Here is a 16879-nt window from a genome sequence, read left to right on the forward strand (position 1 = left end):
CTGCCGGAAAGTGAAATCCGGGGTCCCGGGCCCGGTGCGCCGGGGCTCACGGCCCGCGCGGGGGCCGCGGGACCCGGTGCTCAGGCGTCAGTCGTCGTCGCCGAGGACCGGCTCGGGGAGCGTGCCGGCGTTGTGCTCCAGCAGCCGCCAGCCGCGCGCGCCCTCGCCCAGGACCGACCAGCTGCAGTTGGAGAGTCCGCCGAGGCTCTCCCAGTGGCGGGCCTCCAGGCCGAGCAGCCGCCCGATGGTGGTGCGGATGGTGCCTCCGTGGCTGACGACGACGAGGGTGCCGTCCGCGGGCAGCTTCTCCGCGTGGTGCAGCACGACCGGGGCGGCCCGGTCCGCGACCTCGCTCTCCAGTTCGCCGCCGCCTCGGCGCACGGGCTCGCCGCGCTTCCAGGCCGCGTACTGCTCGCCGTACCGGGCGACGATCTCGTCGTGTGTGAGCCCCTGCCATGCGCCCGCGTATGTCTCACGCAGGGCGGCGTCGTACGAGATGTCGAGGCCGGTGATCGCGGCCAGCTCGCCGGCGGTGGCGACGGCCCGCTTGAGGTCGGAGGCGACGATGGCGTCGGGCTTGAGCGAGGCGAGGAGACGGGCGGACCGGCGCGCCTGGGCGAGGCCGGTCACCGTCAGCTCGATGTCCGTGGAGCCCTGGAAGCGGCGCTCAAGATTCCAGGACGTCTGCCCGTGCCTCCACAGCACGATGCGCCGGCCGCGGACGGGCCTGCGTGCCGCGTCCGCCGTGGAACCGGACTGTCCGGGGCTCCTGGACTCCCCGGGTGTGCTGGACTCGCCAGGAGGTCTGGACTCCTCGGGTGCGCTGGACTCGCCAGGAGCGCTGGGCTCTCCGGCGCGGTGGGCCGTGCCGCTCAGCTCAGCTCACCGTCCGTGCCGCCGGTGAGCCGGGCGTGCTCTTCTCCCTTGCCGCGGGTCTTCTGCGCGTCCTCGGGGAGCGTGATCTCCGGGCAGTCCTTCCACAGGCGCTCCAGAGCGTAGAACACGCGCTCCTCCGTGTGCTGGACGTGCACCACGATGTCGACGTAGTCGAGCAGGATCCAGCGGGCGTCCCGGTCGCCCTCCCGGCGCACGGGCTTGGCGCCGAGGTCCTTGTTCAGCCGCTCCTCGATCTCGTCGACGATCGACTTGACCTGGCGGTCGTTCGGGGCGGAGGCGAGGAGGAAGGCGTCGGTGATCGACAGCACATCGCTGACGTCATACGCGATGATGTCGTGCGCGAGTCGATCGGCGGCCGCCTGGGCGGCGGCGTTGACAAGCTCCAGGGAGCGGTCAGTGGCGGTCACAAGCTGGCTTTCGTCGGCGGTCGGTACCTCTCAAGGGTCTCACGGACGGCCGACAGTCCTCACGGGCATTGTTTCCCGGCTCCTTCAGTCCCGGACCCCGGAACGGAGCCCGCTCACTCCTGCCGGTACTCGAAGTCCTTGCCGAGAATGACCGTGACCTGGGCGTTGCGGGCTGTTTCGCCCTTCTCGACCGCGCTCTCCGGCAGGCCCAGCGTCTTGGCGACCTCCACGGCCTTGGCCTTCTCCGTCCCGTCACCGTAGGTGACGCGTGAGGCGGTCTCCGCGTCCGCCGTCCCTCCGTCGACGACCGAGTAGCCGCCGTTGACGAGAGAGACCCGGGCCGGCTCGGTGGCGGCGTCGTCCCCTGTGGCGTTCCGGATGCCCACGCGCACGGTGGCGCCCTGCTCCGGGGCGGTGACGGAGCCGCCCAGGACGTCCTTGACGACGCTGTTCGCGGCCTCCTGACTGAGCGTGCCGTCCTCCTGCACGGGGAGCACGGCGGTCGTGTAGTCGCCGCCCTTGGCGTGCCGGGCCAGGGAGGCGAGGGACGCGCCGAGGTCCTTCTCCGTCAGCGAGGGGTCGAGGATCTGCGCCAGGGTCTCGACGATGACGGTCGCCGACTTCGGGTCGTCGGGGAACTTGCGCAGCACACCCTGCATGACCTGTCCGAAGCGCTGCAGCTGCTTCTGCTCGGCCTCCCCGGGGGCGAGGTAGGTGGCGTAGGCGACGGCCGCGCGGCCGCCCAGCGTCTGGTTCTCGCCCTTCTTCACCTGCGGCTCCTCGCCCTTCTTCACGGCGGGGACCTCGATGTCGGTGGTCAGGTCGATGCCGCCGACCAGTTCGACGAGGTTTTCCAGGTACGGGGTGTCAAGCCGCCAGGTGCCGCTGATCTTCGCACCGAGCAGTGAGCCGAGGGCTTCGCGGGTGCCGGTCGAGCCGTCGTCCTCGACGGATTTTCCGAGGGTGGTGGCCGTGCCGTCGTCCTGGGCGACGGACAGGGAGCGGGGCAGCAGGACGGTGGTGCCGTGCTGCCTCGTGGTGTTGTCCACGAGCAGCGCGGTGGAGGTGCCCTCCTTCTTGGTGTTGTGCAGATGGACCACGATCACGTCCCTTTTCTGCGGGCCGGACGCGGCTGTGGTGTTCTGTTTCCGGGAATCGGACAGCCCGGGGAGCTTGCCCGCGTACCAGAGGTAGCCGACGCCGCTGACGGCGGCGAGGGCCATGACGACGATCAGCCCGACGATGCGGTTGCGGCCGCGGCGCTTGGCCTCCTCGCGCCTCTCAGAGCGGCTCTCGGTGAACTTCAGCCAGTCGATGACGTCTTCGGAGTCCTCGTCCGGCTCCTCGATGAAGGAGAACTGCTCAGTCCGGTATCCCCCGCCGTCGGCATCGGCCACAGGCCTGCGCGGCTCGTCCCGCCGTTGCTCCGGGATGGCGGGTTCCGGGGCAGGGCGCTCCGGGGCAGTGGGCTCCGGGGCCGCGGTGAAGGAGCGCTCCGGCGACTCCGGCTGCGCCTGGGCGTGCTGCTGGGGGCTGCTCCACTGCTGGGGGGCGTAGCCGTACCCCTGCTGGGCGTAGGGGTCGTACTGCTGGGGCTGCGCGTAGGGGTCGTAGCCGTAGCCCTGGTCGTCCCGGGGCTGGGCATACGGGTCGTACCCGCCGTAGTTCTGCTGCTGCGGCTGGGCCTGGGACTGATGCTGGGTCTGAGGCTGGACGTAGACCGGCTGTCCGTACTCGTCGTAGCCGATCACCTGCGGCTGCGGGTGGTACGGATCGTATGGCTGCTGCTGGTCGTTCACCGGTGCCCCTCTCCGTGGCTCACTCGCCGCGGTACAACTGGCGCTTGTCGATGTAGCGCACCACACCGTCCGGCACCAAATACCAGACCGGGTCGCCCTGCGCGACCCTCGCCCGGCAGTCCGTCGACGAGATGGCCAGCGCGGGGACCTCGACCAGCGAGACCCCGCCTTCCGGCAGCCCGTCGTCCGTCAGATCGTGGCCTGGCCGGGTCACGCCGATGAAGTGGGCGAGCGAGAAGAGCTCTTCGGCGTCCCGCCAGCCCAGGATCTGGGAGAGCGCGTCGGCGCCCGTGATGAAGAACAGATCCGCGTCGTCGTTGAGTGCGCGCAGCTCACGCAGGGTGTCGATGGTGTACGTGGGCCCGCCGCGGTCGATGTCGATGCGGCTGACGGAGAACTGGGGGTTGGACGCCGTGGCGATGACCGTCATCAGATAGCGGTCCTCCGCCGGGGAGACGTTTTTGTGGGACTTCTGCCACGGCTGTCCGGTCGGCACGAACACGACCTCGTCCAGATGGAACAAGGCGGCGACCTCGCTGGCCGCCACCAGGTGTCCATGGTGGATCGGGTCGAATGTCCCGCCCATCACGCCGAGTCGGCGTTTGCCGGAACGCGCACCGGCAGGCACTTCCTGCTCTCCCATGCGTGCAGAGCCTACTGGCATGGCGGCCGGCCCGGTCCGGTCAGCGGTCCCGGTTGAAGCGGGTGGTGATCCACAGCAGCAGAAGCAGCGCCAGGAGAGCGCCGCCACCGGTGATGTAGGGGTTGAGGCTGGCGTGGTTGCCGCCGTGCTCGGCGCCTTCGGCGAAAGTGACGAGGCTGGCTGCGGCGGTGCTGGCGAGGGTCATCGTCGGCTGGACCTATCGATCGGGGGTCGGACGTCGCGCGGAGCCCGGAGCGGACTTCGGGCACATCGTATGCGGGCGGCCCGGGCACGCTCACGCCGACTCAGTCGTTGTCGTCGTTGTCGCCTGCGGACTGCCTCCCTGTGGTCCTCGGGCCGGGTTATCCACAGGCCCCGACGCACGGCGGGTCGAACACCTACGCTGTGAGGTGTTCGGGGGACGGGTCAGCACAGGCACACAGGACCGGCAGGACTCGTGAAACAGGAAGCAGGGGGCATCCATGACCGATGACCACGACAGCACGGGCGGCGGCGCGAGCGGCAGCACGGGTGACGGCGACGGCAGGCGTGAGAAGACGCCGAGCCGGCAGCGCAGGCGCTTCCCCGGCATCTCCTCCCGTGCGTATGAGCACCCCGCGGACCGCTCGGCGCTGGTGGCGCTGCGCAAGCTCAGCGGCTTTGACACCGTCTTCAAGGCACTGAGCGGGCTGCTTCCGGAGCGCAGCCTGCGACTGCTCTTCCTCTCCGACTCGGTGCGGGTGAGCGACGCCCAGTTCGCCCATCTCCACACCATGCTGCGCGACGCCTGCTACATCCTGGATCTGGAGAAGGTCCCGGCGATGTACGTCACACAGGACCCCAAGCCGAACGCCATGTGCATCGGCCTGGACGAGCCGATCATCGTGGTCAGCACCGGCCTGGTGGAGCTGCTCGACGAAGAGGAGATGCGGGCCGTCGTCGGGCATGAGGCCGGGCATGCCCTCTCCGGCCACGCCGTGTACCGCACGATTCTGCTCTTCCTGACGAATCTGGCGCTGAAGGTCGCGTGGATCCCCCTCGGCAATGTGGCGATCATGGCGATCGTCACGGCTCTGCGCGAGTGGTTCCGCAAGTCCGAGCTGTCGGCCGACCGGGCCGGGCTGCTGGTCGGACAGGATCTGCAGGCGTCGATGCGGGGCCTGATGAAGATCGCGGGTGGCAATCATCTGCATGAGATGAACGTCGACGCGTTCCTGGAGCAGGCGGAGGAGTACGAGGCGTCGGGCGATCTGCGGGACTCGGTGCTCAAGATCCTCAATGTGCTGCCCCGCTCCCACCCGTTCACCACGGTGCGCGCGGCCGAGCTGAAGAAGTGGGCCGCGAGCCGCGACTACCAGCGGATCATGGACGGTCACTATCCGCGGCGGACGGAGGACGGCGACACCTCGGTGTCCGACTCCTTCCGCGAGTCCGCGGCGCACTATGCCGACACGGTGCGCTCGAGCAAGGATCCGCTGATGAAGCTCGTCGGGGACATAGCAGGGGGCGCCGGGGACCTGGGCGGCAAGCTGCGCGAGAAGTTCACCGGAGGCAGCGGGGGCGGCGGGGGCGGCTCCAAGAGCACCGGCTGAGCGTTCGGCGTCCGGCACCCCGGTCGGTCACCCACCTGGCGTGCGCCCCGCCGCAAGACGGCTCACGGCGAGGCGGTTCAGGGCGAGGCGATTCAGGGCGAGGGCTGGGCGGCCGGGGCGAGCGTGCCGCACAGCCCAGCGGTCGCCGGGCCGTGCTCATACGGGTCGGTGTCCGCGGGGCCCTCCTGGCCCGCCCGCTCCCCGGCGAGCAGCGGCCGCAGTACGTCGGACAGGTCGGCGGAGCAGGACTGGGGGCCGGCCATGACCATGCTGGCCGTGAGCTCGGCCCGGCGGTGCTGCAGATCGTCGCGGTCGAAGCGGAAGTGCAGCTCGCGGCGGACGGTGAACAGGGACGCCTGGTCGGACGCGGTCTTCTCGGCCGGGCGCAGGGCGAAGGCGAATGTGTGGTCGGAGACCACCTCAAGGGAGTCCGGGCCGGTCTGGCTGTAGCTCAGCGTGCCGTGGACGCGCACCTCCGGGTCGGCCAGCTCCACCTCGGCCGGGTCATAGCGCACCAGCCAGCCGGTGGCGGCGTGCGCGGCGTCGACGGCCGAGCCCTCGACGCTTCGGTCGAACTGCTCGAACTGACCGGGGTCGAGCAGGACCCGCACCGGTCGCACCGCGGCGCCGCTGAGCACCTCGGGGTTGAGGGTGGATTCGACGATGTAGTCCTTGGCGGTGGTGAGCGCGGTCATCACCTGGCCCTCGGAGAAGTCCGCCGTGCGGCGGGCGGCGGGCAGGGTGATGCCGGCCGCCCCGGCGCGGTACTCGGCGGCGGGCCCGTTCCTGTAGAGCTCCTCGGGGGTGCCGCCGGGGACCGGGCCCTGCGGGGCGAGCGGGATCACGGTCATCCGCAGCGGTTCGGCGGCTGTGACGGGGGCCGGTTTGTAAGGCTGGCGGACGCCCAGGTAGACGGCCGTGCCGAAGGCGATGGCGACCAGAAGGAGGATGACCAGGATCTGTGTTCTCGCGGTTCTGCCGCTCCAGGCGGGGAGGCTCCGTACGGCTTGGGCGTGCTCGCCCATCCGCTCCTGTGCGGAGAACTCCTGGAGCCGGGCAGCACGTACGAACGATTCGTCGAAGACGACGGACCGGAACTCGTCCTCGTTGCCGCCGTGGGGCTCCTCGGGTGTCCCGTCAGGCGTTCCCTCGGGCGGGTCTCCACGCCCTGCCATACCTTCAGGGTAGGTCTGGCAGGGCCACGGTAAACGCGCTGGTACATGACAAGTTTGGATGGCTTCCGACGGCCTCTCGTCGGGCTGGTCGACCAGGGGTCCGCGGGACTTCGACCAGAGGTCTCAGGGGGTGCGGGGGTCGGCTGAGACGGGCGGGGCGTAGTACTCGGCCGAGGCCGAGGGGCTGCCGCCGCGGCCGGCGACGGAGCCCTTGGCGGGGGTGGTGCTGTCCACGCCGGTCGTCGCGGGGGGCGGGGCCGGGTCCTGGCGGTTGCCGGCCCCGCCGCCCCGGTAGACGGCGGTGAAGGCCAGGGCGACCATGCCGATGCCCATCACGACGGCCAGGACCCAGGCGACGGGGCGGTGCCAGCGGGTGCTGCCGCGGTAGGGGCGCAGAGCCCCGCCATGGCGGCCGTAGGGGTCGGCGTACTCGCCGTACTCGGCGTCTTCGCCGTCGTGGCCGCGGCTGTGGGCATGGCCGCCGGGGCCGTATGCGCCGTAGCCGTCGTCGTCCTCGTAGAACTCGTCGTCGGCGGGACTCCGGCCGGGTGAGTGGCGGGCGGCCTCGGCCTCGGCGCGGGCCTGGGCGGCGGCGAGCAGGCGCTCGACCGCGGTGGGTTCATGGACCTCGGCGGCCCGGACGAAGTCCTCGTCGAACACCACGGAGGCGAAGTCCTCGTCCGCGCCTCCGCGGTCGTCGTCGGGCTCCCAGCCGTCCGGGAACGGCCTGCCCCCCACGTCGTCCGGCACGCCTTCAGAGTAGACCTGGGGCAGCCGTTTTGTGCAGGGAGAGCGTGAACTCTCCCTGGGTCCAGTGACGGACGGTGTCTACCGAGTGTGACCGTCGCCGGTCACGATGTACTTGGTGGAGGTCAGTTCCGGCAGGCCCATGGGGCCTCGGGCGTGCAGTTTCTGCGTGGAAATGCCGATCTCCGCGCCGAAGCCGAACTGGCCTCCGTCCGTGAAGCGTGTGGACGCGTTCACGGCGACTGTGGTGGAGTCCACCAATTGGGTGAAGCGGCGGGCGGCTGCCTGGGAGGTGGTGACGATCGCCTCGGTGTGCCCCGAGGACCACAGCCGGATGTGGGCCACGGCGGCGTCCAGGGAGTCCACGACGGCGGCGGCGATGTCGTAGGAGAGGTATTCGGCCTCCCAGTCGTCTGCGGTGGCCTCCACGACGGTCGCCTTGGCGCCGGCGGTCCGGGCGATGTCCAGGACCCGTTCGTCGCCGTGGACGGTCACGCCGGCGTCGGCGAGGGCGTCCAGGGCGCGGGGCAGGAAGGCGTCGGCGATGTCCTGGTGGACAAGGAGCGTCTCGGCGGCGTTGCAGACGCTGGGACGCTGTGCCTTGGAGTTGATCAGGATGTCGACGGCCATGTCCAGATCGGTCTGCGCGTCGATGTACACATGGCAGTTGCCGGTGCCGGTCTCGATGACCGGGACGGTGGACTCCTCGACGACGGTGCGGATGAGCGAGGCGCCGCCGCGCGGGATGAGGACGTCCACCATGCCGCGGGCGCGCATCAGCTCCCGTACCGAGTCGCGGCTTTCGCCGGGCACGAGCTGGACGGCGTCGGCGGGCAGTCCGGAGCCGCCGACGGCGTCGCGGATGACCCTCACCAGTGCGGTGTTGGAGGAGTACGCGGACGACGAACCGCGCAGCAGGACGGCGTTGCCCGACTTCAGGCAGAGCGCCGCGGCGTCCACGGTGACGTTGGGGCGGGCCTCGTAGATGATGCCGACGACGCCGAGGGGGACGCGCACCTGGCGCAGATCGATGCCGTTGGGCAGGGTCGAGCCGCGGACGACCTCGCCGACCGGGTCGGGCAGCGCGGCGACGTGGCGCACATCGGCGGCGATGGCGCGGACGCGCTCCGGGGTCAGGGTGAGCCGGTCGATGATCGCCTCACTGGTGCCCGCCTCACGGGCGCGGGCGATGTCCTCGGCGTTGGCCGTGACGATCTCGCTCGTCCGCACCTCAAGGGCGTCAGCGATCGCCAGCAGCGCGTCGTCCTTGGCCGAGCGCGGCAGGGGCGCGAGGTCGGCTGCGGCGGCACGGGCGCGGTAGGCGGCCTGGGCGACGGGGGACATGTTGTCGTAGGGCGAGACCGAAGGGAGCGACGTCATGCCCGCAGGGTAATGCGCTCCCCGGGGGCGTCCATCACATATCCCGCACTCCGAGACGCAAACCTCGTATACGAGACAGAAGCCTCACAGAGATGGCCTGGAGGAGACGATCTCCGGAGGGCACGGCCTGCGGGGATGGCTCAGAGAGCAGGGATGGCTCAGAGAGGAGGGTGAGGGTTCGGAGAGGACGTTCAGAAGGGATGGATGCCCACCGGTGAGGCAGGGGGCGGGCCATAGCCCTCGGCGACGCGCTGGTGGTAGGTCTGCCGGTCGATGACCTCCAGGCCCACGATCTTCCAGGGCGGAAGCTTGGCGGTCGACCGGTGCTCGCCCCAGAGCCGCAGCGCCACGGCCGCGGCGTCGTGCAGATCCCGGGCCTCTTCCCAGTAGCGGATCTCGGCGTGGTCGTCGGCGTATCGGCTGGTGAGCAGGAAGGGGTGGTCGTGGGCAAGCTGCTCCAGAGCGCGGCGTACCTCCTTCAGCGGGGCGCGGGGGCCGGAGACGCTCAGCGTGATGTGCCACAGCTTGGACTGCGCCTGCTCCTCACCGTGGGCTCCGGTCCGCGTCTCCTCTCCGACGGGCTCCGTGCCCGTGTCGAGGCCCTGCCGCGACGCGGCTCTGGCCTCCCGGCTGCGCCGCTCCCACTCGGCGCGACGGGCGTGTACGCCGCCGCCCGCCTCAGCAGCCGCCTCAGCGGCGGCGTCGGCGGCGGCGTCGGCGGCGGCGTCGGCATCGTCCGCGACGCCGTCCGCTCCGTCCCCGGCCGCTTTGACGCTGGTCAGGAATCGTTCCTCGCCCCCTGCCCTGCGGGCGTGGGGGACTCCCCCCGCCCCCCGGGGCACATCCCCTGGGCGCGCTCGTCTCACCGGCGGCCTCCTGTTGCTGAGTTGTCGTGCGGGACCCCGCCTTCCCCCGGAACAAAGTTGAGCAGCCCGCGACGGAACGCGGGGCGTTTTTGCCGAAGGTCTCCGTTGGATGGCCGGAGTTTCAGCCGTTTCAGGGGTGCAGAACAACCAGATCGTCTCTATGTACGACTTCCCGCTCATATGCCGGGCCCAGTTCCTTGGCCAGCTCGCGTGTGGAACGGCCGAGGAGCAGCGGAATCTCCTTGGAGTCGAAGTTTACGAGCCCCCGGGCCACCGGCCGGCCCGCGGAGTCCCGCAGCTCCACCGGATCTCCCGCGCTGAACTCGCCTTCCACCGCCGCGATTCCGGCGGGCAGCAGCGACTTCCTGCCCTCCACCACGGCCCGCACCGCGCCGTCGTCGAGTGTGAGGGCGCCCTGCGGGGTGGAGGCGTGGGCAAGCCAGAGCAGCCGGTCCGCCGAGCGGCGTCCGGTGCTGTGGAAGTACGTGCCCGTGGCGCGCCCGGCGAGGGCGTCGGCGGCCCGGCTCGCGGAGGTCAGGACGACCGGAACGCCCGCCGCGGCCGCGATCCTGGCGGCCTCCACCTTGGTGACCATGCCGCCGGTGCCCACGCCGGCCCTGCCCGCGCTGCCGATCTGCACATGCGCGATGTCGGCCGGGCCGCGCACCTCGTCGATCCGTGCGGTCCCGGGGCGCGACGGGTCACCGTCATAGAGCCCGTCCACGTCGGACAGGAGCACCAGCAGATCGGCCCGTACGAGATGGGCGACGAGCGCGGCGAGGCGGTCGTTGTCCCCGAAGCGGATCTCGTCGGTCGCCACGGTGTCGTTCTCGTTGACGACCGGCACGGCCCCCATGTCCAGCAGCTGGTCGAGGGTCCGGCAGGCGTTGCGGTAGTGCGCGCGCCGGCTGGTGTCGTCGGTGGTCAGCAGCACCTGCCCGACACGCACCCCGTAGCGGGCGAAGGAGGCGGTGTAGCGGGCGACCAGCAGCCCCTGCCCCACACTGGCCGCGGCCTGCTGACGGGCCAGGTCCTTCGGCCGCCGGGCGAGCCCGAGCGGCGCGAGCCCGGCGGCGATGGCGCCGGAGGAGACGAGCACTATCTCCTTCTCCCCGCCGCTGCGCACCTTGGCGAGGACGTCGACAAGCGCGTCGACCCGGTCGGCGTCCAGCCCGCCGGCCGCCGTGGTCAACGACGACGAGCCGATCTTGACGACGATCCTGCGAGCCTCTGTTACCTGCTGCCTTGCCACTGTCACAAGCCCGAATCTATGCCAGAGCGGGCGCCGGACGCGCATGCATTCCGCCCGCTGGACGCCCACGCGACGAAGCCAGCCTCGGCGTACCTCTCTGCACGGTGTGGCGATTTGAGCAATCCATCACCGTGAGCAGGCTGGGTGACCGGTAACGCCGCTGGGTGGCACTAAAATCGACGATCGAATCAGTAGAGCCGCCACCGGGCTCCCGTTCTGGACGAAAACGAACACGAGGTAGCTTTGAGGCAGCCTGCAGAGAACAAGTGGATCGAGGTGCCTGTGCCTGACGTGTCAGTGGTCGTCATCGCCTATAATGACGCGGAGCGCCTGCCGACGGCCGTCCGGTCAGTGCTGGATCAGACACTGCAGAACGTCGAAGTCGTGATCGTGGACGACTGCAGCGGAGACCGTACATTCGAGGTCGCCAAGGAGCTGGAGGCAGCACATCCCGGCAAGGTCCGCGCTTACCAGCTCGCCGAGAACAGCGGAGCGGGCGGTGAACCTCGCAACATCGGCATCGGGCACGCTCGGGGCCGCTACGTGATGTTCCTCGACAGCGATGACGCCCTCGAAGCCAACGCCTGCCGGAACATGGTGGCCGCAGCGGAGGAGACGGAGGCGGACATGGTCTCCGGTCTCTGTGTGCGCGTCCACAAGGACACGAGGGCCCAGAAGCGGGATGAGTGGTACTCCTGGCTCTACTCCAAGACCCGCACGCTGAACTCGGTCACCGAGCTGCCAGACCTCTTCGTCTGGGACACGCTCTCCACCAACAAGTGCTACCGCCGCGCCTTCCTCGTTGACAACGACCTGCGCTTCCCCAAGGGCATGTTCTACGAGGACCTGATGTTCATCGCCGAGGCATATCTCAAGGCGAAGAAGATCACACTGATCCCCAACCAGGTCTATTTCTGGAACGTCCATGCGCAGGCCAAGGTCAAGTCAGTGACCAACCGCCGCCACGAGATGACCAACTACATCCACCGGCTGGAGATCCACCGGCGGATCGACACCCTGCTGGAGCAGCACGGTCTGGCGGAGCTCAAGCACGCCAAGGACGTCAAGTTTCTCAAGCACGACCTGGTGCTACACCTGCGCGACCTGCCATTCCGCGACCAGTCGTACCGAGACGAGTTCGCCTCGCTCTCCCAGGACTATCTCGGTAGCCTGTCACGCGCGGCCTACGGCCAGGTAGCGCCCATCCAGGCGATCTGCGCGTACCTGCTGGAGAAGGGCGACTGGGCGAACCTCCTGCCCGCCGTGGACACCCTGACGCACCGCGACAAGGTCTCCTCCTCTCTCACCGAGCGCAACGGTCGGATCTACTGGTGCGCCGAGCATCTCGACGACGGGAACACCGAGGCCGCCAAGTTCGCCCGCAGTGTGCTGGACGTCACCGACCTCGGGTATCACCAGAAGCCGCTGAACAAGCTGTTCCTCCGCAATGAACTGACTCACTACGCAGAGTCTGACGGCACCATTCGGCTGGCCGGCCGCATCACCAACCCGCTTGGCATTGTCAAGAGTGTCGCCACACTCAGGGCGGAGCTGGAGTTCCGGGCTCGCAGGCGGAGCCTGCAGACCTTCGTCTTTCCGGTGAAAACGGTGCGCCACTCGGGCGACACCATCCATTGGGAGGCGGAGGCCGACCTCAGCGCCAAGCTGCGGCCCCTCGGTGTCATCGACTCAGTATGGGATCTCCGGGTCAACCTCAGCGCCGACGGTGTGCGCACCCACACCCGGCTGACCGTCGGGGAGAACGAACTGGGCGGCGGTGCCCTGCCGGTACGGCCCCGTCTCACCCGGCTGGTGGGCGACCACATCGAGCCGCATGCCACCGCTAAGGGTCATCTCGCCTTCCGCCTGGTCTCCACCCACCGCGGCAGCGACCGGCTCGAGGAACTCATCCAGCGTGGGGTGCGCGGCGCGCCCGGCAAGCTGGCGAAGTCCGGTTACCGCCGGGCCAAGCAGCTGCGCACAACACTCACCTCAGGCACCAGCAAACTGCGGCTCTACCACGAGCTCTACAGCCGACTGCCCGTCAAGAAGCGGACCGTCGTCTTCGAAAGCCATCTGGGCAAGCAGTTCAGCGACAGCCCGCGCGCCATCTACGAGGAGATGCGTCGCCGAAACCTGGACTTCGAGGCCATTTGGTCGTACAGCGGCAACTCCGAAGACTTCCCCAAGGATGCCCAGTTGGTGCGCCGTTGGTCCCTTCCGTACCTCAAAGCGCTCGCTCGCGCCGAGTTCTGGGTGGACAACCAGAGCTATCCGCTCAAGCTCGCCAAGCGTCGAGAAACCACCTACATCCAGACCTGGCATGGCTCGGCGCTCAAGAAAATGGGCTTCGATCAGCCCAGCCTCAAAGCGGCCACACGCCAGCAGCAGGAGGCGGAGCAACGACACCTGGACCGCTTCGACTACTTCCTGGTGCGCTCGGAGCACGATGTGCGCACCTTGGCCCGGGCCTTCCGGCTCAAGGACAGCACCCTGCTCCGGGTTGGCTACCCGCGCAACGACGTGCTAGCGCAGGCGCGGGAGCGGGAGGAGGCAGAAGGCCACCGCGAGCGCGGTCCGCTCGCCGCCGAGCTGGGCATCGACGCTGACAAGAAGATCCTGCTGTACGCCCCGACATTCCGCACCGCAGGCCGTAACTCCCGGTTCGCGCTGCCGTTCGACGTGGAGCGCTTCGCCGAGGAGTTCGGCGACCGCTATGTCCTGCTGGTGCGCGCCCACTACCTCAACCACGTGGTGTTGCCGCCCACCGTCCAGGGCACGGTCATCGACGTTTCAGACCACCATGACGTGATGCCGCTGATGGAGCTGGCCGATGCGCTGATCACGGACTACTCCTCCGTGATGTTCGACTATGCCCTGCTCAACCGGCCGATGCTGTTCTTCACCTACGACTACGAGCAGTACGTGCACGAGGGCCGCGGCACCTACTTCGACCTGCTGGAGCACGCGCCAGGGCCGGTGGTGTACACAGAGGACGAGTTCCTCACGGCAGTGCGGGATCTGGAAGATCAGGACCAGCCGTACGCGGACGCACGCAAGCGCTTCGTCGCCGAGTTCGGCGAATACGACCAGGGCACCGCCGCGCGGAGCATCGTCGATCAGTTCTTCTCCCGCTGGAGCCGTTGATGACTGAGCAGAAGAACGAGCTGAAGCGCGGGGCGACCTCTATGTGCAACGACCACACCGCACGCGACATCTTCCTGGTCTCTAACAGCGTCGACGAGCTGGGCGGCATCACCAGCTTCACGCACCAGATGGCCCAGCTGTTCACGAACCGCGGCCACGCGGTGCATGTGCTCGGCATCGTCCCAGCGCCGGAGGGCCGCCGCGCTGACCTCGACGACGACCTGCCGTACCGTACGACGACGCTGTACGACGTCCACCCGCCGTCGCTCAAGCCACTGCGGGGCATCAAAGGCAAGCTCGACCTGGTCGAGCGGCGGCGGCGGGCGGCCCGCGAGGCCGGCATGCGCGAGCAGGCCGCCAAGCTGACCGCACTCTTCCGTGTCGCTCGGCCGGGCTCCGTAGTAATCGTCACACAGGTGTGGGCGATGGAGTGGGTTGCACTTGCAGACACCACGGGGCTGCGCGTCATCGGCATGAGCCATGAGTCGTTCGAGACGTGCCGCAAGTCTTCGCGCTTCGCCCGGGTCAAGAAGTACTACGCGGACGTCGACCGGATGCTGACGCTGACTCGCGAAGACGCGGACTTGTGGATCCGGCAGCGTTTCGACCATGTAGGCGCCATGCCGAACCCACTGCCCTTCTTCCCTGACCAGCCTTCGCCACGTACCGCCAAGCGCGTGGTCAGCATCGGTCGCCTGCATGAGGAGAAGGGCGTCGACCTGCTGCTCGACGCCTGGGCCAAGGTCGCGCCGCGACACCCGGACTGGATGCTGCGAATTTACGGCTCCGGCGAGGAGGAGGCAGCTCTCAAGAAGCAGTGCGCGGAACTGGGGTTGGTCGATTCCGTCGAATGGATGGGGCGCACCTCCGATGTTCCGGGGGCTCTGCGGGAGAGCTCGTTGTTCGCCCTCTCCTCCCGCGGCGAAGGTTTTCCGCTCTCGCTGATGGAGGCCATGGCCACAGCCGTGCCCTGTGTGGCCTTCAATGTCGCTCCAGGCGTCCGCGAGATCATCACGGACGGGGAGAACGGGTATCTCGCTCCTCCGGGCAGCACCGAAGAGTTCGCTCGCCGCCTAGACGAGCTGATGACCGACCAGGCGCTCCGGGACCGGATGGGCGAGCAGGCCCGTAACGACATCCAGCGCTACTCGACAGATGAGATCATCGCGCGCTGGGAGAGTCTCTTCACCCTGCTGGAGAGGTAACCCGGCACCCAGGGGCATCTGAGCGGCATGGGCCGCCTCTCACGGGCTCCGGCCAGAAAGGCTTAGGCATTCGCGTAATCGGACGCTGACGCGATCACGCCCCCTGTCGTTCGATCACCGGTCACGCTAGAGCCCGACCGGTCGGGCACAGGTCCCTAGCTTGACTCTGTCGGGGATCTTGGGGATCCCCGGCGGGGCAGCATGACCAACGGGCATGCTCGGCTCTGTTCAAGGACCGATGCAGTTGTCGAGGTGCCCGTTGTCGCTCCACGCCCGCTCTGGTGAGCAAGTCCCTTCTCTGACCGTGCAGATGGCGCGGGCGGGCAACCCGGGCGGTACAACGGCGATGTGGGTCAGAGACCACCTGGGCGGGCTGTGGCGGGACGAGGACTTCGCCGACTGGTACCCGCGCGATGGCCGCCCGGGACTCGCGCCCGCCCAGCTGGCCACCGTCTGCGTGCTGCAGTTCCTGCTCGGTCTGTCGGACCGGCAGGCGGCCGAGGCGGTCCGCTGCCGCATCGATTTCAAGTACGCGCTGGCCATGGAACTGGACGATCCCGGCTTCCACCACAGCGTGCTGGCCGACTTCCGCGAGCGTCTCACCGAGGACGGCCGAGCTGACCGTCTCCTCGACCTCGCGCTCGCGCGCCTGAAGAAGGCCAGTCTCGCCCGCGAGCGCACCACCCAGCGCACGGACTCCACCCACGTCCTGGCCGCGGTGCGCGACCTGACCCGGCTGGAACTGGCCACCGAGGCCGTCCGCGCAGCGCTGGAAGAGCTGGCCGGCACAGCTCCGCACCTGCTGGCCGGCCTGATCGACGGGGAGTGGGGGCGCCGCTACGGCCGTCCGGTCCGTCTGGGCAGGAACCCCACCCGCCCCAAGGCCAGGGTCCTTGCCACAGGCGGCGACGCCGTCCGGCTGATCGAGCACCTCGGGGAGCATGGGGCGGATCGCCTGTCCGGTCCCCGGGTCCAGGCCCTGCGGCAGATCATGGTGCAGAACTACTACCGCGACGGGGCCGGCCGCCTGCGCTGGCGCCCCTCCGAGGACGGCGGCCTGCCGCCCTCGGCCGTCGCAGTCGTCTGGCCCTACGACCCGACGACCCGCTACGCGCGCCGCGGACATATCACCCGTTGGAAAGGGTTCGTCGCACATCTCACTTCGTCGCACATCTCACCGAGACCTGTGATCCTGACGGCGTCAACGTGATCACCGATGTGGCCACCGCCGACGCCACCGGCTACGACGCGAAGGCTCTGCCCGGCATCCACACCCGGCTCAGCACCGCGGACTGCTGCCCGCCGAGCATCTGGTCGACGGCGGCTACACCTCCCTGGTCCATCTGGAACAGGCAGCCCGTGAACACCAGGTCACGGTCACCGGACCGCTGCCGGTCAACTCCACCCGCCAGCACCGCAAGAACGACGGCTTCGGCCGCGACGACTTCCACATCGACGTCGACCGCCGGCAGGTCACCTGCCCACGGGGCGAGACCAGCGCGGGATGGCACGGCCCCTATCCGACCTCCTCACCCACCGCGGCACCTCTGATCGTGGCACGGTTCACCAAGAGCCAGTGCCGTCCCTGCCCGGTCCGCACCCGCTGCACGACCACCACCGACAGCGCCCGAACCGTGGGCTCCCCCCGTTGTGTTTTTTTCGCGGTCCTGCAAGAGGGCCGCTGGCCTCCGGGCCCGGCATGACTGTTGCCCCCTGTCGAACGGATGACAATGCCGTTGCTTTAGTGGTCGTGCCACCGGTGGTTCAAG

At 69.2% G+C, this 16879-nt stretch carries 15 protein-coding genes; 4 read left to right on the forward strand and 11 right to left on the reverse strand.

What is annotated here, in order from left to right; translation table 11 throughout:
• Positions 1 to 87: 87 nt before the first annotated feature.
• The 5 genes from OF819_RS20670 to OF819_RS20690 form a co-directional block, all read right to left on the reverse strand.
• On the reverse strand, positions 88 to 708 hold the full coding sequence (locus OF819_RS20670) for a histidine phosphatase family protein (RefSeq protein ID WP_267245105.1): 621 nt from the start codon (positions 706 to 708) through the stop codon (positions 88 to 90).
• A 164-nt stretch (positions 709 to 872) separates the two neighbouring features.
• Positions 873 to 1304 carry a ribosome silencing factor gene (gene rsfS, locus OF819_RS20675; RefSeq protein WP_267245089.1) on the reverse strand — a complete coding sequence of 144 codons (432 nt, stop codon included), beginning with the start codon at positions 1302 to 1304 and terminating at the stop codon, positions 873 to 875.
• A gap of 113 nt (positions 1305 to 1417) precedes the next feature.
• Complete coding sequence (locus OF819_RS20680) at positions 1418 to 3103, reverse strand: LCP family protein (RefSeq protein WP_267245090.1); 1686 nt, start codon at positions 3101 to 3103, stop codon at positions 1418 to 1420.
• Between the two features lie 19 nt (positions 3104 to 3122).
• Positions 3123 to 3746, reverse strand: a complete 624-nt coding sequence (gene nadD / locus OF819_RS20685; protein WP_267245091.1) for a nicotinate-nucleotide adenylyltransferase — start codon at positions 3744 to 3746, stop codon at positions 3123 to 3125.
• 40 nt (positions 3747 to 3786) lie between these two features.
• Positions 3787 to 3951, reverse strand: coding sequence for a hypothetical protein (locus OF819_RS20690; RefSeq protein WP_267245092.1), 165 nt, complete (start codon positions 3949 to 3951; stop codon positions 3787 to 3789).
• A 277-nt stretch (positions 3952 to 4228) separates the two neighbouring features.
• Here OF819_RS20690 and OF819_RS20695 point away from each other — a divergent pair, with 277 nt between their 5' ends.
• A complete protein-coding gene (locus OF819_RS20695; protein ID WP_267245093.1) occupies positions 4229 to 5338 on the forward strand; it encodes a M48 family metallopeptidase in 1110 nt (369 codons plus the stop codon).
• A gap of 92 nt (positions 5339 to 5430) precedes the next feature.
• Here OF819_RS20695 and OF819_RS20700 read toward each other — a convergent pair whose 3' ends face one another.
• The 5 genes from OF819_RS20700 to proB all read right to left on the reverse strand — a co-directional run bounded on the left by OF819_RS20700 (position 5431) and on the right by proB (position 10764).
• Positions 5431 to 6513 (reverse strand): hypothetical protein, encoded by a 1083-nt coding sequence (locus OF819_RS20700; RefSeq protein WP_267245094.1) that lies wholly within the window; start codon positions 6511 to 6513, stop codon positions 5431 to 5433.
• 123 nt (positions 6514 to 6636) lie between these two features.
• Complete coding sequence (locus OF819_RS20705) at positions 6637 to 7263, reverse strand: hypothetical protein (RefSeq protein ID WP_267245095.1); 627 nt, start codon at positions 7261 to 7263, stop codon at positions 6637 to 6639.
• A 78-nt stretch (positions 7264 to 7341) separates the two neighbouring features.
• The gene (locus OF819_RS20710) at positions 7342 to 8640 is read right to left on the reverse strand and encodes a glutamate-5-semialdehyde dehydrogenase (protein ID WP_267245096.1); all 1299 of its coding nucleotides are present in this window, start codon (positions 8638 to 8640) and stop codon (positions 7342 to 7344) included.
• A 191-nt stretch (positions 8641 to 8831) separates the two neighbouring features.
• Positions 8832 to 9506, reverse strand: a complete 675-nt coding sequence (locus OF819_RS20715) for a hypothetical protein (protein ID WP_416370584.1) — start codon at positions 9504 to 9506, stop codon at positions 8832 to 8834.
• A gap of 130 nt (positions 9507 to 9636) precedes the next feature.
• Complete coding sequence (gene proB / locus OF819_RS20720; protein WP_267245097.1) at positions 9637 to 10764, reverse strand: glutamate 5-kinase; 1128 nt, start codon at positions 10762 to 10764, stop codon at positions 9637 to 9639.
• Between the two features lie 276 nt (positions 10765 to 11040).
• Here proB and OF819_RS20725 point away from each other — a divergent pair, with 276 nt between their 5' ends.
• The 3 genes from OF819_RS20725 to OF819_RS20735 all read left to right on the forward strand — a co-directional run bounded on the left by OF819_RS20725 (position 11041) and on the right by OF819_RS20735 (position 16320).
• Entirely contained in the window at positions 11041 to 13905 is a 2865-nt protein-coding gene (locus OF819_RS20725; protein WP_267245098.1) for a bifunctional glycosyltransferase/CDP-glycerol:glycerophosphate glycerophosphotransferase, read from the forward strand.
• Positions 13906 to 13946: 41 nt separating this feature from the next.
• Complete coding sequence (locus OF819_RS20730; RefSeq protein WP_267245107.1) at positions 13947 to 15110, forward strand: glycosyltransferase; 1164 nt, start codon at positions 13947 to 13949, stop codon at positions 15108 to 15110.
• A gap of 346 nt (positions 15111 to 15456) precedes the next feature.
• A complete protein-coding gene (locus OF819_RS20735) occupies positions 15457 to 16320 on the forward strand; it encodes a transposase (protein WP_267245099.1) in 864 nt (287 codons plus the stop codon).
• 31 nt (positions 16321 to 16351) lie between these two features.
• Here the strand turns inward: OF819_RS20735 and OF819_RS20740 are convergent, their stop codons facing one another.
• On the reverse strand, positions 16352 to 16621 hold the full coding sequence (locus OF819_RS20740) for a hypothetical protein (RefSeq protein ID WP_267245100.1): 270 nt from the start codon (positions 16619 to 16621) through the stop codon (positions 16352 to 16354).
• Positions 16622 to 16879: the final 258 nt, after the last annotated feature.

The sequence above is a fragment of the Streptomyces sp. PR69 genome, from assembly GCF_026420845.1.
GTDB lineage: Bacteria > Actinomycetota > Actinomycetes > Streptomycetales > Streptomycetaceae > Streptomyces.

Excerpts from the sequence above, each read along its gene's own strand:
- nadD (WP_267245091.1), bottom strand. The coding sequence starts at position 3,746 with ATGGGAGAGCAGGAAGTGCCTGCCGGTGCGCGTTCCGGCAAACGCCGA.
- OF819_RS20690 (WP_267245092.1), bottom strand. The coding sequence starts at position 3,951 with ATGACCCTCGCCAGCACCGCCGCAGCCAGCCTCGTCACTTTCGCCGAA.
- OF819_RS20695 (WP_267245093.1), top strand. The coding sequence starts at position 4,229 with ATGACCGATGACCACGACAGCACGGGCGGCGGCGCGAGCGGCAGCACG.
- OF819_RS20700 (WP_267245094.1), bottom strand. The coding sequence starts at position 6,513 with ATGGCAGGGCGTGGAGACCCGCCCGAGGGAACGCCTGACGGGACACCC.
- OF819_RS20710 (WP_267245096.1), bottom strand. The coding sequence starts at position 8,640 with ATGACGTCGCTCCCTTCGGTCTCGCCCTACGACAACATGTCCCCCGTC.
- OF819_RS20730 (WP_267245107.1), top strand. The coding sequence starts at position 13,947 with ATGTGCAACGACCACACCGCACGCGACATCTTCCTGGTCTCTAACAGC.
- OF819_RS20735 (WP_267245099.1), top strand. The coding sequence starts at position 15,457 with ATGTGGGTCAGAGACCACCTGGGCGGGCTGTGGCGGGACGAGGACTTC.